This window comes from Nostoc sp. DedQUE09 (assembly GCF_034530915.1).
GTDB lineage: Bacteria > Cyanobacteriota > Cyanobacteriia > Cyanobacteriales > Nostocaceae > Nostoc.
This window is the reverse complement of record NZ_JAVRCE010000052.1, coordinates 22,353-47,172: the sequence shown is the minus strand read 5'-3', so window position 1 is coordinate 47,172 and position 24,820 is coordinate 22,353. Positions and strand designations below refer to the sequence as shown.

The 24,820-nt window shown below is 42.8% G+C and carries 18 protein-coding genes, 1 tRNA gene and 1 pseudogene; 9 read left to right on the top strand and 11 right to left on the bottom strand.

The genetic code is table 11. The features are described 5' to 3' along the window. Positions 1–174: 174 nt before the first annotated feature. Positions 175–1,389, bottom strand: coding sequence for a serine/threonine-protein kinase (locus RMY27_RS26040; protein WP_322667761.1), 1,215 nt, complete (start codon positions 1,387–1,389; stop codon positions 175–177). Between RMY27_RS26040 and RMY27_RS26035 the strand changes: the two genes are divergently transcribed. Continuing rightward, complete coding sequence (locus tag RMY27_RS26035) at positions 1,388–1,528, top strand: hypothetical protein (protein WP_322667760.1); 141 nt, start codon at positions 1,388–1,390, stop codon at positions 1,526–1,528. The two genes, RMY27_RS26040 and RMY27_RS26035, sit on opposite strands and share 2 nt — an antisense overlap. A 1,822-nt stretch (positions 1,529–3,350) precedes the next feature. On the opposite strand, the gene RMY27_RS26030 is transcribed toward RMY27_RS26035, so the two are convergent. The 3 genes from RMY27_RS26030 to RMY27_RS26020 form a co-directional block, all read right to left on the bottom strand. After that, entirely contained in the window at positions 3,351–3,977 is a 627-nt protein-coding gene (locus RMY27_RS26030) for a heme-copper oxidase subunit III (RefSeq protein WP_322667759.1), read from the bottom strand. Positions 3,978–4,210: 233 nt separating this feature from the next. Continuing rightward, on the bottom strand, positions 4,211–5,947 hold the full coding sequence (gene ctaD / locus RMY27_RS26025; protein WP_322667758.1) for a cytochrome c oxidase subunit I: 1,737 nt from the start codon (positions 5,945–5,947) through the stop codon (positions 4,211–4,213). Between the two features lie 116 nt (positions 5,948–6,063). Continuing rightward, the gene (locus tag RMY27_RS26020) at positions 6,064–7,152 is read right to left on the bottom strand and encodes a cytochrome c oxidase subunit II (protein WP_322667757.1); all 1,089 of its coding nucleotides are present in this window, start codon (positions 7,150–7,152) and stop codon (positions 6,064–6,066) included. 405 nt (positions 7,153–7,557) lie between these two features. Between RMY27_RS26020 and RMY27_RS26015 the strand changes: the two genes are divergently transcribed. Further along, positions 7,558–8,493, top strand: a complete 936-nt coding sequence (locus RMY27_RS26015; RefSeq protein WP_322667756.1) for a heme A synthase — start codon at positions 7,558–7,560, stop codon at positions 8,491–8,493. A gap of 285 nt (positions 8,494–8,778) precedes the next feature. Beyond that, entirely contained in the window at positions 8,779–9,732 is a 954-nt protein-coding gene (locus RMY27_RS26010; RefSeq protein WP_322667755.1) for a heme o synthase, read from the top strand. 238 nt (positions 9,733–9,970) lie between these two features. On the opposite strand, the gene RMY27_RS26005 is transcribed toward RMY27_RS26010, so the two are convergent. From RMY27_RS26005 to RMY27_RS25980, 6 genes and pseudogenes are all read right to left on the bottom strand, one after another. Continuing rightward, positions 9,971–11,011, bottom strand: coding sequence for a translation initiation factor IF-2 N-terminal domain-containing protein (locus RMY27_RS26005; protein ID WP_322667768.1), 1,041 nt, complete (start codon positions 11,009–11,011; stop codon positions 9,971–9,973). Continuing rightward, positions 10,988–11,401: pseudogene (locus RMY27_RS26000) on the bottom strand (response regulator); the annotation flags it as partial. The pseudogene RMY27_RS26000 and the gene RMY27_RS26005, both read right to left, overlap by 24 nt. A 785-nt stretch (positions 11,402–12,186) precedes the next feature. After that, the gene (locus RMY27_RS25995) at positions 12,187–13,320 is read right to left on the bottom strand and encodes a hypothetical protein (protein ID WP_322667754.1); all 1,134 of its coding nucleotides are present in this window, start codon (positions 13,318–13,320) and stop codon (positions 12,187–12,189) included. After that, complete coding sequence (locus tag RMY27_RS25990) at positions 13,317–14,273, bottom strand: MoxR family ATPase (protein WP_322667753.1); 957 nt, start codon at positions 14,271–14,273, stop codon at positions 13,317–13,319. Before RMY27_RS25990 ends, RMY27_RS25995 begins: the two co-directional genes overlap by 4 nt. Then, complete coding sequence (locus RMY27_RS25985; protein WP_322667752.1) at positions 14,258–15,238, bottom strand: hypothetical protein; 981 nt, start codon at positions 15,236–15,238, stop codon at positions 14,258–14,260. The genes RMY27_RS25990 and RMY27_RS25985 overlap by 16 nt, the downstream gene beginning before the upstream one ends. 43 nt (positions 15,239–15,281) lie before the next feature. After that, on the bottom strand, positions 15,282–16,148 hold the full coding sequence (locus RMY27_RS25980; RefSeq protein WP_322667751.1) for a CHAT domain-containing protein: 867 nt from the start codon (positions 16,146–16,148) through the stop codon (positions 15,282–15,284). A gap of 418 nt (positions 16,149–16,566) precedes the next feature. Here RMY27_RS25980 and RMY27_RS25975 point away from each other — a divergent pair, with 418 nt between their 5' ends. The 3 genes from RMY27_RS25975 (at position 16,567) to dhaL (ending at position 19,387) form a co-directional block, all read left to right on the top strand. After that, positions 16,567–17,442 (top strand): MBL fold metallo-hydrolase, encoded by an 876-nt coding sequence (locus RMY27_RS25975; RefSeq protein WP_322667750.1) that lies wholly within the window; start codon positions 16,567–16,569, stop codon positions 17,440–17,442. 200 nt (positions 17,443–17,642) lie between these two features. After that, positions 17,643–18,716, top strand: a complete 1,074-nt coding sequence (gene dhaK / locus RMY27_RS25970) for a dihydroxyacetone kinase subunit DhaK (RefSeq protein WP_322667749.1) — start codon at positions 17,643–17,645, stop codon at positions 18,714–18,716. Positions 18,717–18,757: 41 nt separating this feature from the next. Beyond that, positions 18,758–19,387: a dihydroxyacetone kinase subunit DhaL gene (dhaL, locus tag RMY27_RS25965; RefSeq protein WP_322667767.1), complete on the top strand. Its 630-nt coding sequence runs from the start codon at positions 18,758–18,760 to the stop codon at positions 19,385–19,387. Positions 19,388–19,397: 10 nt separating this feature from the next. Here the strand turns inward: dhaL and RMY27_RS25960 are convergent, their stop codons facing one another. Further along, on the bottom strand, positions 19,398–21,689 hold the full coding sequence (locus tag RMY27_RS25960; protein WP_322667748.1) for an IMS domain-containing protein: 2,292 nt from the start codon (positions 21,687–21,689) through the stop codon (positions 19,398–19,400). 905 nt (positions 21,690–22,594) lie between these two features. On the opposite strand from RMY27_RS25960, the gene pdhA reads away from it, so the two are divergent. From pdhA to RMY27_RS25945, 3 genes are all read left to right on the top strand, one after another. Beyond that, entirely contained in the window at positions 22,595–23,629 is a 1,035-nt protein-coding gene (pdhA, locus tag RMY27_RS25955; RefSeq protein ID WP_322667747.1) for a pyruvate dehydrogenase (acetyl-transferring) E1 component subunit alpha, read from the top strand. Between the two features lie 101 nt (positions 23,630–23,730). Continuing rightward, complete coding sequence (locus RMY27_RS25950) at positions 23,731–24,600, top strand: aldose epimerase (RefSeq protein WP_322667746.1); 870 nt, start codon at positions 23,731–23,733, stop codon at positions 24,598–24,600. A gap of 61 nt (positions 24,601–24,661) precedes the next feature. Next, positions 24,662–24,733, top strand: a tRNA-Lys gene (locus tag RMY27_RS25945). Positions 24,734–24,820 lie beyond the last annotated feature (87 nt).

The window sequence follows — 24,820 nt, the reverse complement described above, 5'->3', positions numbered from 1 at the left end:
GTTGTATTTATCTTACAGGAATATCTAAGTATTTATCCTATAGTAATCTTGAAATATTTAAATTCAAAGTAAATCTTTAATAGCCAGTCTGATGATTGCTGCTAAATGATTAACTTTTCTCAGGTAGTGGAATTAAATTTGCTATTTGATGTTTTTTGCAATGGTGCAATTGCTTTAACATATTCTTCTGTTAAGTGCTGATTTAGCTTGTAGACTATTCGTCTTAGCTGATGGAAACTCAACAAATCTTTCTAGAAAACTTTTTAGTGGAGTAGGTTGATTTGGAACAGATGTACCCGTATTCATAAAAGTGTAAATTAAAACTATTACTATCAAACTAGTGGTTGCGCCAAGACCGATACCCAGCAGCAAAATAAAGTTTCTATAAGTTAGCAAATAGGTATCATCAGCTTTGTGGTTGATGTCAGCAGATTGTGAAGGCTGTGACAACACTAGTACATCAGAATTGAGCGCTTGCAAAGCTTCTGTGCCAGACTGATACCGTTGGTGGTAGCGATCGCGAACCATTGTATCTAAAATATTTGCCAGAGCATCACTTACCTCTGCCTTGTCGCGCCAAATAACTTCTCCAGTACTGGGATCTTCTGGTAGTTGTTCAGGTATTAAACCTGTTAAAGCTTGAATCCCAATCATCCCAACTGCATAGATATCGCTGCAAAGTTTTGGCTTTCCCTTAGCCTGTTCGCTTGGCATATAGCCAGGAGTCCCAACAGCAATTGTTAAGCCTGCTCCCAAAGCACCAATTTTCTTAATACTGCCAAAGTCAATTAGCACAATTTTCCCATCGGAGTATCGCCGCATTAAGTTTTGAGGCTTAATATCTCGGTGAATAATATCGTGTTGGTGGACGAAAGCCAGCACTTCTAGGATGTCTTTTAATAAATTTAAAACTGTATTCTCGTTAAGACGTTGACCTGGTAAAATTTCTTGAGTCAAGGCATGACCGTCAATAAATTCCTGAACTAAATAAAAATCCCCATCTTCATTAAAATGGGCAAACAGTCTCGGAATTTGGTCGTGGTCGTTGCCTAGCTGGTATAAAACTTCCGCTTCCCGATCGAATAGCTTTTTAGCGATGGGTAGAACAGCAGGGTTGGAATCTTTCGGGTGGAAATGTTTGACGACACAATGGGGTTGTCCTGGTAAATCCAAGTCAATGGCCAAGTAGGTATCACCAGAACCTCCACTTCCTAATTGTTTGATAATCTCAAAGCGATTCCGAAGTGTTTTTCTGTTGAAAGAGTATCGATGTCTCTTACGTATAGCACCCCCTAATAAGTAAGTATTATCAGATTCTCCGCTTCCCATCACTTTGACAGTTTCAAAGCGACTTCGGAGTGTTTTTCTAACTAGAGGGTTATGGCTCATGTGGCGTATACTACTTCTTAATTTACTGACCATTCAGAGCTTGGGTGAGGTTATGAATAACTGCTTGCTGCTAAATTGGCTGGTATTTGCGGCAGTTAGCCATCGGGCAACCTATGTTTTGGATAAATTGGATACTTAGTTGATTGCTTTGTTTAATACCTTTATAGGTATTTTAGTAGAAAATTAATTTATGAAATACTTCTGTAATTTTATCACTTAAGTAAATTTAACACTAGCCTACAGTTTAAAGACTGTGGGTAGTAGAAAATGATATTCAAGAGTCAGGATATTTATTTATCGAACAGAATTCAGGAATCAGGAGTCAGAATGAATTCTGTACGACTGACAGATGAATAATCGGCGTTTTTGCACCCCCACTAAATTTTCAATTTAGTGGTCAACAAGACAGTCGCGGGTCTGAATCCCCGACTGTAAGCGACGTGGAAAGAGAGTCCTCTCCTTTGGCGCTAGCCTCTCCCTTTGGGAGAAGGGGAGACGCCAAGGACGATAGCGACGCGGAAAGCGAGTCTTGTCTGCGACACGCTACACGAACGAGCGTCACGAGCATCTTGATTCTGACTTCTGAATTCTTCTTCAATTATTTTAACTGTTAAGTCTAATTACTGACAAAACCTTAAACAGGAAAATTTCAAGGCACAAATACCTTTACAGTATTCGCCACAATTTTGTTACCAAATTTTAGTCATTACCAACCGCGATCGCGTTGTCAGATTAATGTAAGTTCAACGACAAAACTAAAAAAGATCGGGTAAGTTTTTGAGGTAAATATCGAGTGATGATTTTTGAGTTAAATAAAGTGTAACTTTTTAATCACTCACACATTTTACGATCTCGAGCTACTCATAATTCTGGCAAATCTGTAATGCGTATTCGCTTCTATGAAATACCACAATTAATATGTGATCTCAGGTTCGGTTAAATACTTATAATATTTGTAGGTTGTGGAGCCACTGCGCCCTTGCGGTTTCCCGACTTGTACCCTTACGGGGAAGCAAGCTACGCGTAGCGTCTCCCCTTCTCCCAAAGGGAGAGGCTAGCGCCAAGGCAGAAGCAAGTGGCGTTTGAGGAACGAAACCAAACATTTACTCCATGTTCATGTTGGGTTTCACTGTGGTTCAACCCAACCTATATAGACAGATTTTATTACAAGTAATTACCCGAACTTGATATGATCCCAATTGTTAAAATAGAATCTACTCTTACCTACCCTTAGCAAGGCAAGGGTGAGCGTCAGCATTGTCTATCGTCAACTTTTTTTGAATTGGTATGAGCTATTTAAATGAGAAAGCAAAATGGCGAATTACTTATAATAATTGCCATCTCTCGAATAACTTCAAGTTTCCACTTTTATGGCTAGAAAAAATATTAGGACTGCATTTCCTTAAATTAAATCCGCATAAATTTGCGGACTTTATTTATTGGTTTACTGAGTCCTTAGAATATCAATTTACACTATATTAACTGGTTGTTCAATACTTCATCTAAAACATCCTACTTTTCCGACTTTTCCCACCTTTTAATTTACTCGTATTTCTATCACTTGCAATAACTCAGTTGCATCTAGCAAAAGTAATAGTGGGAATGGTCTACGCTTATTTTAATATACTTTTTATTTAACTTTTCTGGTTAAAGGATAAATATGCATTATATCTAACCCTTGTAGAGACGTAGCACTACTATGTCTCTACAATAGACCTCTTGCAAAAATATATTTTTGCACTCTTAGGGAAAAGGGAAAAGGTTAAAGGGAAAGGATTTTGACTTTTTTACCCTTTTCCCCCGCCCCTTATCCCCAGAGGGGGCCCCACCTTCCCCTTTACCCCGACTTTTGCAAGAAGTCTAATCTTTTCACTCATATTTTTATGCTGTTAATTAAAAAAGCCCCCTAGTGGGGGCTTATTAAGTTGTCAGCGTGGATTGAACAACTAGTTAATTAATACTCACAAAAGATACAGTAATCCGAACAAAATAATCCAAATTACGTCAACGAAGTGCCAGTAGATTTCGGCTGCTTCAATACCAAAGTGCTTTTCGTTACTATAGTGACCCGGAACGCGCGATCGCCACAACACAGCAACAATTGCCAAAACGCCCAGAGTAACGTGCAATCCGTGGAAACCAGTCAAAACGTAAAATGCACTGGCAAACAAATTGGTAGTTAAACCAAATTCTAAATGGGTATATTCATATACTTGACCCACCAAGAAAATAGCACCCATTGCAGCAGTAATTGCTAACCAGATTTGCGCACCCCGTGTATCGTTCTTTTTAATAGCAGTGTCGGCATTGTGCATGACAAAACTACTAGAAATTAGATTGATGGTGTTAACTCCAGGTAGCAATAGTTCTAATTCTGGGGTACCGGCTGGGGGCCATGCAGGTAAGGTAGCACGGAAAGCCAAGTAGGCTCCGAACAGTCCCAAAAAAATCATTCCTTCAGCAATCAGGAAGACTATTAGCCCAAACAGGCGATGGTCTGGATGTTCTTCATGATGACCAATGGATGCTTCCGCCGCATGGTGATGATTCAGTTCCGTTTTAGCTGGGTCAATAGTTTGACTTTGCATGAATTTTTTAAAAGATAAATTGGGGAATGGGGAATGGGGAACTTGTACTGAGCTTGTCCTGAGCGTAGCCGTTGGCGTGGTCACTGAGCGTAGTCGTTCGCGCAGCGTCTCGTAGAGAAGTGCAGCCTCTCGTAGAGAAGGGCGCAGTCGAAGTATGGGGAATGGGGAATGGGGAATGGGGAGTGGAACAAGGCAGAAGCCCCATGCCCAATATCCAATGCCCCAGAACCTGTTTATTTACGATCTTCGGGATTAGCAGCAACGGCTGGATCGGGTTTTGCTCTTAATACTGAGTTTGGGCCGCCAGATAAGACTGGATCGGGATCAGATAAGGGTACACCTTCGTCAGCCTTTTCCAAACCGTAGTCATAGGGGCCTGTAGCCAGTACTGGGGTTTGATCGAAATTCTCGATCGCTGGTGGTGAAGTCGTCATCCACTCTAAGGTCAGTGCCTTCCAAGGATTATTACCAGCTTTCTCGCCGTATAACCAACTCCAAATGGCATTGATGATGAAGGGGAATGTCGAAACTGCTAGTATGTAAGCACCATAAGTGCAGATTTCGTTGAGAAAGGTAAATTTGGGGTCATACTGGGCGATACGGCGGTTCATGCCCATTAATCCCAGCTTATGCATTGGTAAGAAGGCCATATTCAGACCCACTATTGTTAAGGCAAAGTGAACCTTGCCCCAAAATTCGTTTACCATGCGTCCCGTCATTTTCGGGAACCAGTGGTAAATCGCCGCATAAATGCCGAGAACACTACCACCAAACAGGACGTAGTGCAAGTGTGCCACCACAAAATAGGTGTCGTGAACGTGAATGTCAAAGGGCACTGCTGCCAACATTACGCCACTGATCCCGCCGATCACAAAGGTGCCAACAAAACCCATTGCGAACAGCATGGCAGTGTTAAGCCGGATTTTTCCACCCCACATGGTTCCTAACCAGCTGAAAATTTTAATTCCTGTGGGTACGGCAATGATCATGGTGGTGATCATAAAGAACATCCGCAACCAACCGGGGATACCGCTGGTAAACATGTGGTGCGCCCAAACAATTAGCCCCAAAAAGCTAATGGCAAGAGACGAATAAGCGATCGCTTTATAGCCAAAAATCGGCTTGCGGGAATGCACGGGGATAATTTCTGAAATTGCGCCAAAAAAGGGCAAAATCATGATGTAAACCGCTGGGTGGGAGTAAAACCAGAACATGTGCTGGTAAACTACAGGGTCGCCACCGCCAGTTGGGTTAAAAAATGTTGTCCCGGCAATTAAGTCAAAAGCCAGCAGAATCAGACCTGCTGCTAACACTGGCGTAGATACCAAAGTCAGCGCCGAGGTAGCAAACATCGCCCAGCAAAATAAGGGCATTTGATGAACCCCCATACCGGGGATACGCATTCTGAGCAATGTGACGAGGAAATTGATTGCTCCTAAAATCGATGACGTACCTAGTAGGAGGACGCTCATAATCCAAATTCCCTCACCTACTTGACCTGTTACCAAGCTCAGGGGAGGGTAGGAAGTCCAACCCGCATCCGGTGCATCGCCTACCACTAAACTAGCGATCAACAATAAACCCGCTGGGGGAATCATCCAAAAGGCAACAGCATTCAAGCGCGGAAATGCCATATCCTTTGCCCCAATCATTAAAGGGATGAGGAAGTTAGCAAAACCCGCACCAGCTGGCACGATCCACAAGAAAATCATGATCGTGGCGTGCAGCGTAAATAAGCTGTTGTAGACTTCAGGGGTGACAAAATCGACTTCTGGGGTTCGCAGTTCTGTACGAACCAAGTCAGCCATCACCCCACCAATACAGTAGAAAATGAACGTAGTGACTAGGTATTGAATCCCAATCACCTTGTGGTCGGTGTTGAAACTAAAATAGTCTTGCCATTTTCTGATCCCTGCTTCCTCAACAAGAGCAGGGGCGTTGGCAGTTTCTTGCACTTGAGCTTGGGTCATTTGTCATTTGTCCTTTGTCCTTTGTAATTTGTCCTTTGTCACTTGTCCTTTATCACCTGTCATTTGTATGAGTACTAATGACCAGTGACTAATGACTAATGACTAATGACCAATGACTATTTGTGAACTTGATGCAGGATTTCTGGCTTAATTCCCATATCCTTGGTGTAAGGAGCGAGAAATTCATTTGGGGATAGATTCGCAGGGTTAACAGCAATGGCTTGATTTAGCGTTTCACGGCTAGCAACTAGCTGTTCTTGCATCCATTTATCAAAGGCTTCTTGTGGCTCAACAACTACTGGCGCTCTCATTGCACCGTGGTAGGGGCCACAAAGTTCTGCACAGATCAGGGTATAGTCTCCTGCTTTTTGAGGGGTGAAGCGAATCTCGCTTTGCCTACCGGGGATCGCATCTTGTTTCAGGCGGAACTCTGGCACCCAGAAGGCATGAATGACATCGTTGGCGGTCATACTGATTTGCACTTCTCGCCCGATGGGGACGTGCATTTCACCTGTAGTTATACCAGTTTCAGGATAGGTGAAAATCCAGGCATATTGTAGACCAGTGACGTTGACTTGTAATTCAGCTGGTTTACCTGCTTTATCAGGAGTTCCCCCAATTGTCGGAGCAACACTACCTACACCTGGGGCATTCCGCAGTTGGGGAATTTGGTCAGCATTACGAACTGCTGCCGTAGCTGGGTCTTGCATTGCCTCATCAGATTTTTCTTGATTGAGGTTGGGTTCGGTGCTAGGAGGAGTATCGCTTAAAGTTGCAGCCATTGCACTCCCATGCCCTGGCATTTTCATTGACTCCTGACTCATCGGTGCTTCATGGATAGCATGGGGATCAAACCCACCGATTTCGTTGTAAACATCAAAGCTGTAAACAGAAATGCCAATAACGATAATTGCTGGGATCGCCGTCCAGAGAATTTCTAGAGGTATATTGCCTTCAACTGGTGGGCCGTCTTCATTGTCACCTGCACGCCGACGATATCTAAATGCAGAGTAAATTAAAATACCTTCAACGAGCAGAAATATCCCTGTAGAAACGATCATCATCGCGTTGAACAGACCATCCACCAAGACGGCTTCATCAGTGGCGGCTGCTGGCAACAGACCGTGATTTTGACCGTACCAAAGGCTGGCTAGCGTTAGCACGATGCCAATGAGTAATGTCCAGATGGAAGTTGGAATCTTCACGTGCTTACTTAATTGAATTTACTATGTTATCTCGAAGCTACTCACTTACTAAGGTAGTCTAGGCTGTTAGACATGGGGGAGAAAGGTCTGAAATTTTTATTAATTTCTTTGGCTATTTTAGTAATTTTGAGTATGAGTTTACTATCATACAACGCCAAAAATAGATGAAAATCAGTGAAAAAGTTTAAGGAAAAATTTAGAATGCTTAAATTAATTGTGATTAATCCATTTCTGACATCTTGAAAAATACCTAAAGCTTCAGGCAAAACCTTGCTGGAGTGATTCAAAGTATAAGTGAGTGCTAATCTATAAACCCATAGCCTATACGCTAGGGTGGAGATAGGACGCTAAAAGAAAATTGAAAATTTTAACAGATCCACCAAGAGCGGGCAGAAGGTATCGTTAATGAGCGAATTTGTCCTACAACAACAAAATGAAGCGGCTCTTCAGCAGCAAAAGCCCAAGGAAATGATTCGGCGCTTGGTGTGGAAAATATGCATAGCCACCTTAATTTTGATGGCAATAGGCAGTGCCACCCGCGTGATGAATGCTGGACTTGCTTGCCCAGACTGGCCCTTATGCTATGGCGAACTGGTGCCAGCCAAGCAAATGAATCTCCAAGTGTTTTTGGAGTGGTTTCACAGATTGGATGCGGCTTTAATTGGTTTAAGCGCGATCGCACTCTTTGGTTTGTCCTGGTGGCATCGTCGTTTCTTACCCTCTTGGCTGCCTTGGGCATCTACATTCGCCCTATTTCTAATCGTCTTCCAAGGCATCTTGGGGGGACTCACCGTCACCGAACTGTTGCGGTTTGATATCGTTACCGCCCACTTAGGAACGGCGCTGTTATTTTTTAGCACCCTCCTGATTATCGGCACGGCACTTACTCCCTATCAGGGAACCGGAACCGTTGGTAAGTTGCCTTGGATCGGTTTAACTGCCGCTGTTCTGGTTTACCTGCAAAGTCTGCTAGGTGCTTTGGTAGGCTCTCGCTGGGCGCTACACCAATGCCTGGGCGGTTCTCAACTTTGTACTGTAATGTACAGCCATATTGCTGGTTTGGTGCCGCCAACAGTGGCAACTTTGGCAATGGTATTTATCTGTTGGCGGACACCAGCACTACATCCAGCCTTACGGCGACTGGCAAATATGGCTGGTGGGTTGTTAATCTTACAAATCTTGTTGGGATTCGCCACTTTCAAATTACATCTCCAAGTCGAGCCTCTCACCGTCTCTCACCAAGCTATAGGAGCTACTTTGCTGGGTACTTTGGTGGTTTTCACAGTTCTCGCACTGCGTGACTCTGTGAGTGCTGAGTCACGAGTACTGAGTGCTGAGTAGGGAGTGGAGGAGATGAGGGAGCAGGAAAAGAACTCCTAACTCTTGTACAGACAAGGGTTAACCCTTGTCTGTACTCTTAACTCAGCCCTGATGATGCGTCTGTGTTTTCATTTGCCTGAAAGAGCCAGCTAGAGCGGGGGCTGCATATACAGCAGATTTCAAGGAAAGTGTTGTACACAAGCTAAGTCTCAAAGCCAGGTATAAAACCTGTTTTACTTCTGAATTCTGAATCCTGACTCCTGAATTCTGCTGTAAGTTGTTGAAAAATAAGGAACCAGAGCCAAAATGATTGAGACTAATGTCTCTCGCCACCACGGAACATTTTTACAGGTAATTCAAAGTTACTACCAGCTAACGAAGCCTCGGATTATTCCGTTGCTTTTGATTACCACGGCTGGAAGTATGTGGATTGCTGCTAAGGGTGAAGTAGATCCATTGCTGTTGCTAGTAACTCTCACTGGTGGCACATTGGCTGCTGCAAGCGCCCAGACGATTAACTGTGTCTATGACCGGGATATTGATTATGACATGGAGCGGACGCGCCATCGTCCGATGCCTTCGGGTAAAGTGCAGCCGCGCGATGCTCTAATTTTTGCGATCGCACTGGCGACGATTTCCTTTACACTCTTGGCAGTATTTGCCAACCTGTTAGCCGCGCTGCTAGCCTTCTCTGGTATCGTCTTTTATATTTTGGTTTATACCCACTGGCTAAAACGCCACAGCACTCAGAATATCGTTATCGGTGGAGCTGCTGGGGCAATTCCGGCGTTAGTGGGTTGGGCTGCTGTCACAGGCACATTAAGCTGGTCAGCATGGTTAATTTTTGCCATCGTCTTTTTGTGGACACCACCCCATTTCTGGGCTTTAGCTCTGATGATTCGGGATGATTACGCAAAGGTGGGGATACCAATGCTACCCGTGATTGAAGGTGATACGGCAACCGTGAAGCAGATTTGGTACTACACGCTAGTAACAGTATTTGCAACCGTGTTATTGGTTTATCCTTTGGGCGCAAGTGGAATTCTTTATGCTGCGATCGCCTTAATTCTGGGAGGATTATTTATCCACAAATCTTGGCGGTTGTTGCAAAATCCAGAGGATCGCGCTGTAGCTAAAGAGTTGTTTCTCTATTCCATCTCCTACATGATGCTGTTGTGTCTGGGGATGGTAGTTGATAGTCTTCCCGTTACCCATAATTTAATTAGTGCGGTGAGTAATCATCTGCATTTTATTGGATAGGGGATGGAAAATTTAGCGATCGCGTTTGGTAAAGGGGCGCGATCGCATTTTCAGAGATTCAAAATTAAAAAACTTTTATTTTTTTGGAAATTATGGGTTTAAAAAAGTTGTTATACAGTTAGTTTTAGCGCTAGCTGTATTTTGCAATTTAATATTAATCCCTTATAAAAACGCGACAAATTAGTTTAATACAGTTTCACAACTAAAGTATAAATATTATATTTAGCAATAATATTAATTATTCTTGAGTAAGATTGCAAGATCCACACCTATACATAAAAGCATGAAAACGATTTACTTGATGCATTGAATATACAAGCCCTGTTTTTCTCATTCCTATCCATGCTCTAAAAAATGGTAGATGCCCTTTGGGAGCTTGAAATGTAAATTTTATTCGTTCATAAGGAAGCCATCTATCTTTTACACGCCATCCTACACTATTACCAAAACTCCACCATATATTATAGTCTCTAATATTGTTAGTAAATCCAAAACTTTCCCATATCTTTTTCTGCACACTAAAGCCAAAATGTCCATTACTGTATTCCACCCAAAGCCGATCAATTACTCGTAAATCATGACATGAAAGATTTTTGAGTTCTTCTACACCAAGCAAACCTTGTCTCTCAGCGTCAGCAATCTGAATAATTAACTGCTCAGTTTCTTGATCAGCTTCTTGCCATCTTCCTACTGCAAGTAAATCCTGTAACCGAGAGGGGTCTAATCTTTTGTGAGAGATAATCTCATCTTTCAGAGTCTCTGTTTTTGGAATAAATTCACTACTAAAATCAAAAGATTGACCAGAAGTTGCATAGTCTCTAAAAGCAGTATGGATACGTTGAACATCTGAGGTAGAAATCATGTTGAGATGGCTTGCTACTTCAATTCCAAGCGACTTACATATTGCTAGAACATGTTGGTTGTCTACATTTAGTTCTTTTGCTAGCTCGTAGATTCTTACATTTGGTTCAGTTTCTTTGCTCTGATTATTAAAAGGTGGGACAGGAGTTGTATAGTCTCGAAAAGCAGCATGGATACGCTGAACATCTGAGTTAGAAATCATATTGAAATGACTTGTTACTTCAATTCCAAGTGAGTTACAGACTGCTAGGACATGTTGGTTGTCTACATTTAGCCCTTTTGCTAACTCGTAGATTCTTACATTTGGTTCAGTTTCTTTGCTCTGATTATTAAAAGGTGAGACAGAACTAAAATTGCTTAAGTTTTCTGAAGAGGACTGATTTAAATGATTGTCTATTCGGTCACGCCTGTCAATCATGTCTTTCAGCCGCAACAGCGATCGCACCCTTGCTAATAGCTCATCTACATCAATTGGTTTACGAATAAAATCATCGGCTCCAGTGTCTAAGCCTTCTACAACATTAGATTCAACAAACGATGAAATTAGTAGGATCGGAATGTAGGGAAGATTATGGTTATTGCGGATGCGGCGTGTAACCTCATAACCGTCGATTTCTGGCATTTTAACATCTAAAATAATTAAATCAGGTGGAGATTGTTCAACTTGTACCAAAGCAGTTTTGCCATCTGATACTAAATTTATTTCATATCCCTCGCCTTCTAAAATTGTATGAATTAGCAAGAGATTATCAGGTACATCATCTACAGCCAAAATGCGAGTAGTGGTATATTTTTGTGAAGAATTAATATTAGTTTGGGGTTTAATAATATAGCTAGGTTCTTCAAGAGAATCAGCTATCTCTTTAGGAATTAGCAGGTTTACTCCAGCAATGTTTAGTTGAGGCTCTTGGTTTGCTAATAATCCTGTAATCTGGGTTGTTGCGTGTTCTTGCTTACCACGGACAAAGTTTGCCATCCCACGAGCATAAATTAGAAGCGGCTGGAATTCTGATAATGGCTCTGCAAAAGTTTCTACTAGCGATGTTATACGAACCCACTCTGCCTTTTCCTCTAACTTTAAGCCTCCAAGGATAGATGCTAATTCACGCGCCGCCTGACTTGGGCGCGTATAGGCTAACGCTGTCCACTTCTGAGCCTGAGCAAAATCACGAATATCTGGGTCGTGACTTTCAATTTGTTGCTGCACATAGGTGAGCAAAAAATCAGACAATTCATTAATCCGCTTTTCGCCAAAACGAATATTCTCTCTCAACTCTCTCAACAGGTCATTTCGTATTGCTGTATCCATCTCGTAGAGTTCATGTCCCACCTCATCGCAAAGGCTAGAAAGTAGTAAATCAGCCACAGCCATCCAAGGGATACTTAGTACTTCACGATTAATATCTCGTTGAAAATTCGCCCATAAGCGGTAAAGTAAGTCTGGGGTAAGGGCTAACGGAAAAGCAGCATGATAAGCAAAATAGAGATGCGCTTCCCCGAAGCGTTGACCAAAAGACTCAATTCGACGACTAGCGACTTCTGCCTTCATGCTTTCTACCCTTAAAATACTCCCAGTTAGATTGATTACAGCCCCTACCTTAATTGTGCATTGATTCCCCGGCCGCGTAACACATCGATCGCACCATCAAAACCGTGTCGGCTAACTTCAAACATCGGCACTAAATGGGCAATTTCTCCTGCTGTTGTGCCAAACCAGCGCTCTGTTGCCATTGGATTCAGCCATGCAATATAACGCGATCGCTGTTTCAACTGGTCTAAAATTTTTTGGGTTAACTCTAGCCGTTCCAGACTAAAACCGCCCCGTGCTGCTCCCCCATCACTAAAAATTAATACAGAGGAACGCTCTGGGCGCAACTGAGCTAGAAAATCTGTGACAGGTTCGGCTTTTTGGCGCGTCTGGTCATGGTAAAGATACTTAGTTGGGCAATTGTGAAAGTAGTAAATACTAGCTTTTCCTAAGCGTCCGCCTCGTAATGCTGTCTGGGCTAATCGCTGGGATAGTCCGTGAAAGGGAACCATTGATCCCTTATGGTCAATAAGCAACAGCAGTTCAGTTCTATTCACCCGATTGGGCATCAGTACAGGCTCTAGCAAAACCCCCTGCCGTACCACTTGCTCAATAGTTGCCTCTATGTCTAACTCTGTAGGCAAACCTTCGCGTACCATTCGGCGTAAATGCCGCCAGCTTTGTTTCATCTGCCGCCGCGTCACTGGAAAATACTCATCGGTTTCGGTAAAGCGATTAACAGTAATTTCCTCATTATTTTGAGTAGTAATCTGTACTGCTTCAGCCACTTGCATCTCATCCTGTACTTCCATTAATTCCGATGAAACGGGTATAGTGGCAGGTGTTGTATTGGGTGGCTCAGGTGAATAATTACCCTGACTTTCTAACGCTTGTTGTACTTCGGGAGATGGGGAGAAAGTAGTTTTCTCTTCTTGCCTTGTAACAGAAGGTTTTAGAGGATAAGGTTCTGTTATTACCTGCTGAAAGTGATAATTGAACAGATGTTCTTCATCCTGGGATTTCACCCACAAGGTACGGCACAGTTCTGCTAACGCTTCTTGGTCAGTCGTGCCAAAGCCTTCCTGTAAAGCTGTCAGAGCAAGGCGGTATTCATCGATACCCAAAGGCAAACCTGCCTCGCGCAGTTGTGTAAAAAGCTCAAGCAGTGGTAGTTCTTTGTGGAGAGCTTCTATCTTCATGCTTCTGGCTGCGATCGCATTTGTTCACCATAACGGCGATAATCATCCCAACTCTTCAGCAACACCCCAGGATACAGAAGTTCTGTTTTTAACTTGCTGAGAATTTCATCATCTTGATGATGACTAAGAATCCGCACCCAATCCATCAGTTCGCTGGTACTGACCTTTTTTCCTGCTTCGCCCTTGTCCCGTCGCATCTCTTCACGCAGTTCTAAAAAGCGGTCAATAATTGCGTCCACTAATTCCAAAGGCGAAGTTGTAAAACGAGTTTTAACAATTTCGATTAACTGCTGACGTTCAGGGAATTTTACATAGTGAAATAAACAACGACGTAAGAAGGCATCAGGCAAGTCTTTCTCATCGTTACTGGTGATAAAAACAATTGGTGTTCCTTTAGCCTGAATTTTCTTGAGAGGACTGTTTTGTTTTACTTCTGTGACTTCAAACCTTTGCTCATCAAGCTCTAACAGCAGATCGTTAGGAAAGTCAATGTCAGCTTTATCTATTTCATCAATCAAAACCACAGTTGGCTGCTCGTTGCGAAAGGCACGTCCTAACGGCCCCCACTCTACATAGGCATCAGCATTTTTTGCTTGGACTGCGGCTTCTTCATCTATTTTGGAAGCAGCAAGTTGAGCATCCCGCAACCTGCCAACTGCATCATAAGTATAAAGACCATCCCGCGCTCGACTAGTAGATTTGATGTACCAAGCTTCATAAGGTAAACCCAACTCATAAGCCACTGCACGAGCCAATTTTGTCTTGCCGCATCCTGGTTCTCCCTTTAATAGTAAGGGGCGTTCGAGGGCGATCGCTAAATTCACAGCCTCTACTAATTTCTCACTAGGCAAGTAGGGATACAAAATTTGCCCCGTCTCCGGGTCTTGCTCTCCTGGCTGGGGTTGAACTTTACCTATGTATTTCAGCCGCTTTCCGTCTAAAGTTCTAACCACCGAGTTTCTTCCTCCTGCCAGTTACAGCCACACAAACCAAAAATTTCAGCAAACACACGCTCTGGAATGCCTTCACTCTTCTCTAGAATCACCTGAACTGTATAGTTAATTTTTTTAGTCATCTGGATTGGTAGAATATCAATTGCATTTTCCATCCAGTTAACCAAGACTTCCTCAGATAAGGGGTCAATCATCGGTAGCCTAATAGGAATATGGGGTTTCCATACCAGATCGAGCTGATCTGCAAACTCAAGATTCCAAGTGTTGACACAACCATCTTGGTCAAGCAAAAACATCAGTAGAAAAAATTCGTTGCTTGAGCAAATTGTCTGTGGGGTTGAGTTTACCAGGGGCAACCAAAAATCACGGATTAATTCGTGCAGATAGGTTTCATCAATGCAATCGAGATCGTGAAATACTAGGATGATATGTTGAGTTTTCAATTGAGCAACTACATTCCTGGCAATCTCCTCATGGGATGAAAAATCTTGTACTCCGATCTGACGACCCAACTCTCTCCATAGGGCTGCAATATCGCTCCTAAGTACCCTGCGTTTGAGATGAAATGGGATTGGGGAAGTCACTGTACTTTCAGGAATTTTCTGTAACAAACGCTTCAGTAACCAGATTTGACCATATTCTGGAGAGCCATGAACTAAGAAAGCTCCTATACGTTTTTCTGTAATAAATTCTCGGAATAACTGTACCTGTGCTATGTAGTTGAGGCGAAACAGTTCACTGTGTATTGGCTCACTCTTGCAAGACCTCTCAATAATCTGAATCTGCTTCAGGAGGCGATCGCGCTCTCCTTCAACCCGCTTAATCTCCTTGTCTAGCTGAAAAGCTACTGAAGCCCCCGCTTCAATGGCGTGTTGATTCCGCAACAACCTGATCTTCTCGCTAAACGCATCGTAGTGTTGTTGAAGTTCTTCCCGTTTTTGCTGTAAATGCCGAACTGAAGACATCTGTGAGTTTTAATACCCAACTATTGAGATATTACTATTTTTATTACAGGCTGTTTTCTAGCTGCTCAATCCGTTGAGTAAGTTGTGTTCTTTCAGCTTCAGCATTTTCAATCTGCTTTTCTAACTGAAACTTGACGACAGTGCCAGATTCTATTACTAAATCCAAGCGTAAACGGCTCAACTTCTGACTTAATAAATCGTACTGTCCCTGGAGGCTTTCGATTTCCTGTAAAATTCGCTGCCTTTGCCCCAGATTTAAACTAGTTGACTGTGCATTTGCTACTCCAGTTGATTTATTTAAGGCTATCTCCTGTACCTCTGAGGCTGGAGACACTGAGTTTTGTTTGGTGTACAGAACTGGAGTCAAATGTTCTGCAATGCCTTGCAATCTAATTTCGACACAACCGAACTTGTAAGCCTGATCTATCGTCCGCCTTGCTCCCAATGCTTTGTAAAAACCAACAGCAAAAGCGATCGCGGCTTGATCTCCAATTGCTTTATTCATGCCAATGACAAAAGGAATATGTTCTGCGATCGCTTTTGCTTGAGCTTCGGAATAGCACGCATTCAACATCACACAATTTATTTGATCGGCTACTAGTTCAAATAACGCCGCTAGGGCATCGGGTTGTACAGGTTGGTATTTTCCGAGTAAATCTTCAAGACAAAGCTCACCCGTACTGGTTCCATGTCCAGAGAAATGCACAATCTGTGGCTCAAAATCGAATATTGCTTGGCTGATATCTCCCGGACGTACAGATTCACGGGAGTCTAGAATAAATCTATCTCGCTCTTTTGCTAGTTGTAGTCTCTCACGAATATCACGCAACTCTTGTCCCAAGCGTAATCGTGCAGCATCACTGGGATCTGCTGCCAGAAACAGAATTTTGATTTGACCATTACTACTCATTTAGATGAGCAACCCAGAGCATGATTTTTGACTAAGTTCATTTTTACATAAGTCAAGACCATAATTGTTGTACTTTTGCCGCTGTTCCTATTAAAAACAAAAAAATCTGGCATTTAAGTTGAGAAATACTCAGGAAACAACCAAATAATTAATCTAGTTTCCAGGAGATAAACAATTTGTCATTAGGTTAAAGGGATTTGAATAATTGGAATTAGAACAGTAAAGCATATTTGGGAATATATCAGCAGATAGTGTCTGTGTTCAGTTTTCCCAATTTATGCTTACTGGGTTTCACGAGTCTTTATATTTTTGAGCAGATTTACTTCTAGTGGCGGCTACAGTCTCAAGTTACTTTTGCTAGCGTAGCGATATAAGGTTTATCGCTCCCCAGTATGCGGCTGGAAGCAAAAGGATTAATATGGCTCATTTAAATCAGCGTCGTCCCCAAAATGTCAACGGCGATTTTTATGTAGATACTACTTGTATTGATTGTGATACCTGTCGCTGGATGGCTCCTGAAGTATTTTATGATGTTGATGACCAATCGGCTGTTTATCATCAACCAACAAATGAAGCGGAAAGATTAGCCGCACTGCAAGCACTTTTAGCTTGTCCTACTAGTTCTATTGGTACAGTTGAAAAGCCAAAAGATATCAAAGCTGTTCAACAAAGTTTTCCAATATTAGTAACAGAAAATATTTACCACTGCGGCTATCATTCTGAAAAATCTTATGGTGCTGCTAGCTATTTAATTCGGCTTCCAGAAGGTAACATTTTGGTAGATTCTCCCCGGTTTACGCCGCCTTTAGTTAAGCGTTTAGAAGAACTGGGGCCAATTCGTTATATGTACCTAACTCATAAGGATGATGTGGCAGATCATCAAAAGTTTGCCGAGCATTTTCAGTGCGATCGCATCCTCCACACTGATGATATTACTGCTGATACTCGCAATGTTGAAATACAGCTAACTGGTTCTGAACCATTTACCTTAACTCCAGATTTATTAATTATCCCAGTTCCCGGTCACACGAAAGGACAAACTGTTTTACTCTACAAAAATAAGTTTCTCTTCACTGGCGATCATCTCGCTTGGTCAGAAAGCTTGCACCAACTGACTGCATTCCACAATGCCTGCTGGTATTCTTGGTCAGAACAGATTAAATCGATGCGTAACTTGGCTAATTACTCTTTTGAGTGGGTGCTACCAGGTCATGGACGAAGGTTTCATGCTGATCGGGAAACCATGCGCCAGCAGATGCACAAGTGTATTGAGTTAATGGAATCTTTGGATTGACCAAATAATTTATAATTATTCGGTTATATGGCAAAACCCACGAAAAACGTAACCCCCTAACCCCTTCCCGACGCAGGAAGGGGGAAATTTCAAAGTCTCTCCTTTTAAGAGAGAGATTTAGAGAGAGGTCACACTATATTGCATACAAACCATAAGCGCTATAACCTGAGTTTTAGCACCCTTTTAACCAAACACGGATTATGAAAAAGCTGATCAACAAGCCAGAAGACTTTGTGCGCGAAAGTCTAGAAGGTATGGCGGCGGCTCATTCCGATTTAATTAAACTGAACTACGATCCGACTTTTGTCTATCGAGCCAATGCACCTATTCCGGGTAAAGTAGCAATTATTTCAGGTGGTGGCAGTGGCCATGAACCAATGCACTCTGGCTTCGTGGGTAAAGGAATGCTTGACGCAGCTTGTCCTGGTGAGGTTTTCACTTCACCAACTCCTGACCAAATGCTAGAAGCAGCCAAACAAGTAGATGGAGGCTCTGGTATCCTTTATATCGTCAAAAATTACAGTGGCGATGTGATGAACTTTGAAATGGCAACTGAGTTAGCCCGTAGTGAGGGCATTCGATCGCTAAATATTTTGATTGATGACGATGTAGCAGTCAAGGATAGTCTCTATACCCAAGGACGGCGAGGTGTAGGAACAACAATCCTGGCAGAAAAAATTTGTGGTGCGGCGGCTGAGGCTGGGTATGATTTGCCACAAATAGCAAATTTGTGTCGCCGAGTAAATTTGAATGGGCGAAGTATGGGAATTGCTCTAACATCTTGTACAGCCCCCGCTAATGGAACGCCGACATTTGAATTGAGCGATCGCGAAATTGAATTAGGTATCGGTATCCACGGTGAGCCAGGAACAGAACGTACAGCGATAAAATCAGTAGATGAGATTACCGAAATTTTAACGCGATCGCTCATTGAAGATGCAGCATACACCCGCACGCTCCGCGAATGGGACGAAGACAAAGGAGAATGGGTAGATGTAGAGCTAACAAGTCTACCATTTGCCAAAGGCGATCGCTTATTAGCTTTCGTCAATAGTATGGGTGGAACTCCGATTTCCGAACTGTATATTGTTTACCGCAAACTCGCCCAAATCTGCGAACAGCAAGGATTGCAAATTGTGCGAAACTTGATAGGCCCTTACATCACATCTCTAGAAATGCAAGGTTGCTCCATTACCCTGCTGAAATTAGATGACGAGATGATCCGCCTATGGGATGCACCAGTCAAAACACCAAGTTGGCGCTGGGAAATTTAACTAATTACGAATTACGAATTACGAATTACGAATTACGAATTATGTTGAGTCAGCCGCAGATATTGCAATGGTTGCAGGCTTATGCAACCGAGATAGAGCAGAATAAAGCATATTTGACAGAATTAGATGCTGCGATCGGAGATGCTGATCACGGGATCAATATGGATCGCGGCTTCAAAAAGGTAAGCGCTCAGTTACCAACTCTTACAGACAAGGATATCAGCAGCATTCTCAAAGCCGTGAGTATGACCTTAATTTCTTCTATTGGCGGTGCTAGTGGCCCTCTTTATGGCACTTGGTTTTTAAGAGCCAGTACAGCAGTAGTTGGTAAGCAAGAATTAACAGAACAAGATGTTTTAGGAATACTGCAAGCAGGCTTAGACGGCGTGCTGCAACGTGGCAAAGCGCAACTAGGAGACAAAACAATGGTGGATGTGCTATCTCCGGCTGTAGACGCTTTTGGGCAAGCTATAGGAGAAAGTAAGGGAACGCTGGAAGCTATGCAACAGGCTGTAGTAGCAGCTCAAAAAGGGTTGCAGGAAACTATACCAATGCAAGCGAAAAAGGGACGGGCTAGCTACCTGGGGGAACGGAGTATCGGACATCCAGACCCAGGAGGGACTTCTACTTATTTGATGTTGAAAAGTTTGTTAGGGGTATTGGAAACCTAAAAATTCCAACTTATCTAATTATCTGATTCACAACAGATGCACTCTGAATACGCCATTTACTTCGTTGTCGAATCAAATCATACCGAACCCGCAAATTCTCGTTAGAAGAGTTTTTAAACTGACCATTTTCATATAACTGCGTCGCTTCCTTCACCGTAGCTACCACTGCGGCACGATCTGCAAATAAATCAATTTTCTCTACAGATTCCACCTTTACACTATGCTCGTACTTGCGGTAGCGGTTGTCAGACCTAGCCTGTTGAGCAATCACCCGCCATTGAGACAAAGCTGAACCAGTTAAAATCTGCTCTAAATTATTAATCTCATGATTCGGCCCTAAAGCTTCGGCTTTAGTAGATAGCCAAGTGCGAATGATTTCCTCTGCCGCTGCATCTGTTAAAGGGCCATCTAATCCTTGTGGTGGACTATTTGGATCGGGAATAGATATTGGTGGTTGATTTATTTGTACAAACAAATGTGAAGGAGGTACAGATCGTGTAGGAAAAAACAGATTTTTTAACCATCCAAAAGTTGTTGTGGCTAACACCCAGAAAACTAAAATACTCACTAAAGAAATAAACACTCTCCATACCAGCCGTGTTTTCCCTTCAATGGTGTTAGCAAAAGTTCGCCGCCGCCGAGGACGACGAGAATGGGGACGATTATCCGGTACACGCTCCCGGATATTAGATGGAGTAGGTTTTCTCCGCCGACGCTTTTGGTTCTGACCGGGTGTAGGACTTTTAGCTGAACCGTTCAAATTCTGATTAGTGCCTCTGCTCGTTCGTTCAGCAGCAGGAACCTCTGATTTTACACTTCCAGATGAATTCCACATTGGTGGTGAGAAGTTGGAATATTCTGGTGTGTCTGGCAAATCTAGGTCAGGTGTTCTGCTGTGGTTAAATTGCTTTGGAGTCCTAGTTGAATTTTTAGGGAAAGGCGAATTATTTGTCTGTGGCTGAGGAAAATTTTGGGGGTTAATTACAGCCCACTCATTAGTTGTTTCTGCATCCGTTGGCAGTGCTTCTAAATAAGCTTGTACCTGTTGGTTAGCAAAGTAATCTTTTAGAAAAGCTTGCTGGTTTGCTAAATCTCGAAAATGGGGAAATACTTCGTGTTGCAACCACTGTTCTGCATATAGACACAGCCCTGGTAATAAATCTGGAGAGTCTTGAGATTTTTCTCGAATAAAAGCTAAAGCTTCGTACTCCTGACTAAGTTCTAAAACCCGAGTTGCTTCTTCAGTTTGTCCCAAAAGTAACGCACATAAAGACTGTTCTAAATGTACATCTTGGCGCTTGCCGAGACGTATGAGCATTTGTCTTGCTTGACGAATTAAAGCAGGTTGCCGTTGAGCAAATCCCCGCGCTATCAACGCATAAACAGCTAAGTAAGTGGCAACAGCAGAATTGCGTTTGCTTTGGGCTTCAAATAACTTGTGCTGTTCGGCGACTGTTAAGTGGTTGCGTAACTGCTGAATAAACCGCAGAAAGTCATCTATGTTTAGACCAGAATCATCATTGTTCGTGCCATCAATCCCGCCACGATCTTCTAAGAGGTTTTGCAATAATTCCAAACCTTGGCTTCGTTCGGCAGTCTTTTCTTGAGGTAGTGCCAGCAACTCCAAAATTCGATATGGTCGCAATTTATAAAGATCCGCTTGAATTTCTGCCTGGACGCTGGCAAACAACCCTTCGCGTACTAGCAGTTCTTGACCAGTTTCTAAAGATATGGCGGCATTTTCATAATGACCTTGTTGCCACTGTTCACGACCTAATTCTAGACAAGCAAGGGCGACAGTGAGAACGACATCAGGATGTTCAGCACTTTCGTGTATTTCTTCGTCTGCTAAATTATTGCCTTTTCTTGCACTTGTAGCACCATTTTTATTTACCAGGTACGGACGACCTAATTTCAGTACAAGTTCGTATTCCCCCAACTCTTGCAAAATCAATAAAGCGCCCACTAATTCGTCTTGGCTAATTTCGATACCCAGACTCTGGGTATCACTACCCCTTTTGGTGCTTTCTGGAGGATTTTCCAGTGCTACTGTGGCAGCAGCAAGGTTATCAGGATCATAGGCGTGGGCAAGATAGAGATGATCGTAGGTACTGCGTTGTTTTGGATCTGATAAAACCACGTAAGCTTCTTCTATGAGTTGTTTACGAGAAGAAATTGCTGCCTGAGAATACTCACGTCGCGGCAATTGTACAATGCGATCGCTGTATGCTTGTCGCAATTGTTCTTCACTTGCCGCTAACGGTAGTCCTAAAATTCGGTAGTAATCTAGCGGAATTCGCACAGCCTACTTCCCCTGCACCGTGATCAACATAATTCACCTAGAGCTTTCCAGGCCTGTAAAACCGTGCCATAAAAATGCCGTATAGAATTTACTCTACAAGTGTATATTGCAACAACTTGTTTTGTACCTTCCCGAAATTTTGAGTCACATTCTAGTACTAATTTTTTGCTTTCGCCTAGAAAGCCTCAATTGTTTGTTTTAATTCTTAGTATTTTTGTTTAACACAACTATTATCAGCCTTCGATACCACAAACCACAACTACCGCTTTTAATTACGGCATAATTGTTGTGGTTGGAAGAATCTATTGATGATTGATTTTTTTGGGGCTTTCCCACTATGCAGTAACAAAAATACCACTATTGGGGATTTACCCTGATAACAGGAGACAAAAATCATATCATAATTTACCCTTTATTACAATTACCTATTTAGGTATTATAGATTTTTGCCTGCTTTTTTTTTAAATTGTTAATAGATATGCAGAAAGCAGTCTATCTTGATTGCTAGTCTGTAAAGGGGAATATTTAGGAGTGCTGAGTGCTGAGTTCTGAGTAAGAAGTAATGAGTAAGACGTAGTAATTGTGAATCTTTTCATTCAGTACTCGCTAATCGCAACTGATTTGATTCCTAGTCGAACACTCGTTACTGGGAACTGTTTCAGTGAGAGAGAAAAACCCAAAGCGGTAGATGTTGCCGTTAGCGCCAAATCCTCACGGGGCATAAGCTGAAAAGTTAAAAATCAAAAATTAAAAATTCAGCTATTCCCTAAGACCCTTTTTTGGTGCATAAATAAAGTTTGATCGTTGGGTCTTACAAACGCTAGCCTGTTAAAAGCCGAGGTGTTATCAGACCAACTTATTTAAGACCGTAACTTTAAGTTGTACAACAGGGATACTCAAAAATAATGGTTCAAGAGCGTACTTTACCCACTTTTAATCCTGCTACTACGCATATTACAAAAGAAGAAGGGTTACGGTTGTATGAGGATATGGTATTAGGGCGCTTGTTTGAAGACAAGTGCGCTGAAATGTACTACAGGGGCAAAATGTTTGGTTTTGTCCATTTGTACAACGGTCAAGAAGCCGTTTGCAGCGGTGTTGTGCAGTCGATGCGACCGGGTGAAGATTACGTTTGTAGTACTTACCGCGACCACGTTCATGCTCTGAGTGCGGGAGTACCAGCAAGAGAGGTAATGGCAGAATTATTTGGCAAAGCCACAGGTTGCAGCAAAGGGCGCGGTGGTTCCATGCACATGTTTTCTGCCGAACATCGCTTGCTGGGTGGCTATGCTTTTGTGGCTGAGGGAATCCCTGTAGCAGCTGGAGCGGCTTTCACGAGCAAATACCGCCGCGAAGTGTTGGGAGATAAAAATGCTGACCAAGTGACAGCTTGCTTTTTTGGCGACGGTGCAGCTAATAACGGTCAGTTTTTCGAGACGCTAAATATGGCAGCTCTATGGAAACTGCCAATTCTGTTTGTGGTCGAAAACAATAAGTGGGCTATTGGAATGTCTCACGAACGAGCCACTTCCCAGCCAGAGATTTATAAAAAAGCCAGTGTATTTAACATGGTGGGTGTAGAAGTAGATGGCATGGATGTACTAGCAGTCCGAGCCGTGGCTCAAGAAGCTGTAGCCCGTGCCCGTGCAGGTGAAGGCCCAACATTAATTGAGGCGCTTACCTACCGCTTCCGGGGTCACTCTTTGGCTGACCCTGATGAAATGCGAAGCAAAGCGGAGAAAGAATTTTGGTTCGCCCGTGACCCAATTAAGAAGTTGGCAACTTATTTGGTTGAGCAAAATCTGGCAGATGAGGGAGAAATCAAAGCCATTGACCGTAAAATTCAGGATGTAATCGACGATGCAGTTAAGTTCGCCGAAAGCAGCCCTGAGCCAGACCCTAGCGAGTTATATCGTTTCGTGTTTGCAGAAGACGAATAAACAGTGCTGAGTTATGAGTGCTGAGTGCTGAGTACTTTTGTATTCTGCTCAGGACTCAGCACTAAGTACTCAGCACTCCATCTTACCCAGGACTAAAATTTGTGTTTAGCATTGCAGTTCGACAGCAACAATACAAGACCTATATTCTTTCTGACGAAGCCGCTGGTTCTCAATTGGAAGTCGTACCCGAACGCGGCGGTATCATCACCCGTTGGCGCATTCAAGGGCAAGAAATTTTCTACCTGGATACTGAACGCTTTACTCATCCTGAGTTGAGTGTCAGAGGTGGAAATCCAATTTTGTTTCCTATTTGTGGCAATCTACCAGATAATACTTACACTCATAACGGTCAGAAATATACTCTCAAACAACATGGTTTTGCCCGTGAATTGCCGTGGAAAGTAACAGAACAAGAAACTGGAGATAAAGCTAGTCTCACTGTCGTTCTGAATAGCAATGAGCAAACCAAAGCAGTTTATCCTTTTGATTTTCAACTGGCTTTCACCTACGAACTTCAAGGTAATACTCTAGAAGTCCGCCAGCAGTATAAAAACTTGTCATCCACACCAATGCCTTTTTCGGCTGGTTTCCATCCCTACTTTCTGTGTGGTGATAAAACTCAGTTAGAGCTTGAAATTCCCTCTAAGCAGTATCAAGACAATCTAACTAAAGAAATTCACTCTTTTGACGGCAATTTTGACTTTAGCCGTGATGAAATTGATTTTGCCTTTGGACAGCTAACAAGTCAATCGGCCACTGCGATAGATCGCAGCCGGAAGTTAAAACTCACCTTGGATTATGATGATTTCTCTACCTACCTGGTATTTTGGACAGTCAAGGGCAAAGAATTCTACTGTCTAGAACCGTGGAGTGCCACCCGTAACTCTCTCAATACTGGTGATAACCTGACTGTGTTAGCACCAGGAGCTAGCCATACAGCATCTATAAGGTTGACTGCCAATTTTTTCTAAACCCCTTTACAAATCTACAGATGTCTGTGCTATGATGGCAAAGTTGCGAAATGCAGCGAAAGGGTCGCTAACTCAACGGTAGAGTACTCGGCTTTTAACCGATTAGTTCCGGGTTCGAATCCCGGGCGACCCATAAAATTAACATAGTATTAATTACATTAAAAGAAGGCGATCGCACCATCCAAGAAATTTCTGCAATTCGGTAGGATAGGCATAGACT

Coding starts and splice junctions, on each gene's coding strand:
- RMY27_RS26030 (WP_322667759.1), bottom strand. CDS start 3,977: ATGCAAAGTCAAACTATTGACCCAGCTAAAACGGAACTGAATCATCAC.
- ctaD (WP_322667758.1), bottom strand. CDS start 5,947: ATGACCCAAGCTCAAGTGCAAGAAACTGCCAACGCCCCTGCTCTTGTT.
- RMY27_RS26010 (WP_322667755.1), top strand. CDS start 8,779: ATGATTGAGACTAATGTCTCTCGCCACCACGGAACATTTTTACAGGTA.
- dhaL (WP_322667767.1), top strand. CDS start 18,758: ATGTTGAGTCAGCCGCAGATATTGCAATGGTTGCAGGCTTATGCAACC.
- RMY27_RS26035 (WP_322667760.1), top strand. CDS start 1,388: ATGTGGCGTATACTACTTCTTAATTTACTGACCATTCAGAGCTTGGGT.
- RMY27_RS26005 (WP_322667768.1), bottom strand. CDS start 11,011: ATGATTGACAGGCGTGACCGAATAGACAATCATTTAAATCAGTCCTCT.
- RMY27_RS26015 (WP_322667756.1), top strand. CDS start 7,558: ATGAGCGAATTTGTCCTACAACAACAAAATGAAGCGGCTCTTCAGCAG.
- dhaK (WP_322667749.1), top strand. CDS start 17,643: ATGAAAAAGCTGATCAACAAGCCAGAAGACTTTGTGCGCGAAAGTCTA.
- RMY27_RS25985 (WP_322667752.1), bottom strand. CDS start 15,238: ATGTCTTCAGTTCGGCATTTACAGCAAAAACGGGAAGAACTTCAACAA.
- RMY27_RS25995 (WP_322667754.1), bottom strand. CDS start 13,320: ATGAAGATAGAAGCTCTCCACAAAGAACTACCACTGCTTGAGCTTTTT.
- RMY27_RS25980 (WP_322667751.1), bottom strand. CDS start 16,148: ATGAGTAGTAATGGTCAAATCAAAATTCTGTTTCTGGCAGCAGATCCC.
- RMY27_RS25975 (WP_322667750.1), top strand. CDS start 16,567: ATGGCTCATTTAAATCAGCGTCGTCCCCAAAATGTCAACGGCGATTTT.
- pdhA (WP_322667747.1), top strand. CDS start 22,595: ATGGTTCAAGAGCGTACTTTACCCACTTTTAATCCTGCTACTACGCAT.
- RMY27_RS26040 (WP_322667761.1), bottom strand. CDS start 1,389: ATGAGCCATAACCCTCTAGTTAGAAAAACACTCCGAAGTCGCTTTGAA.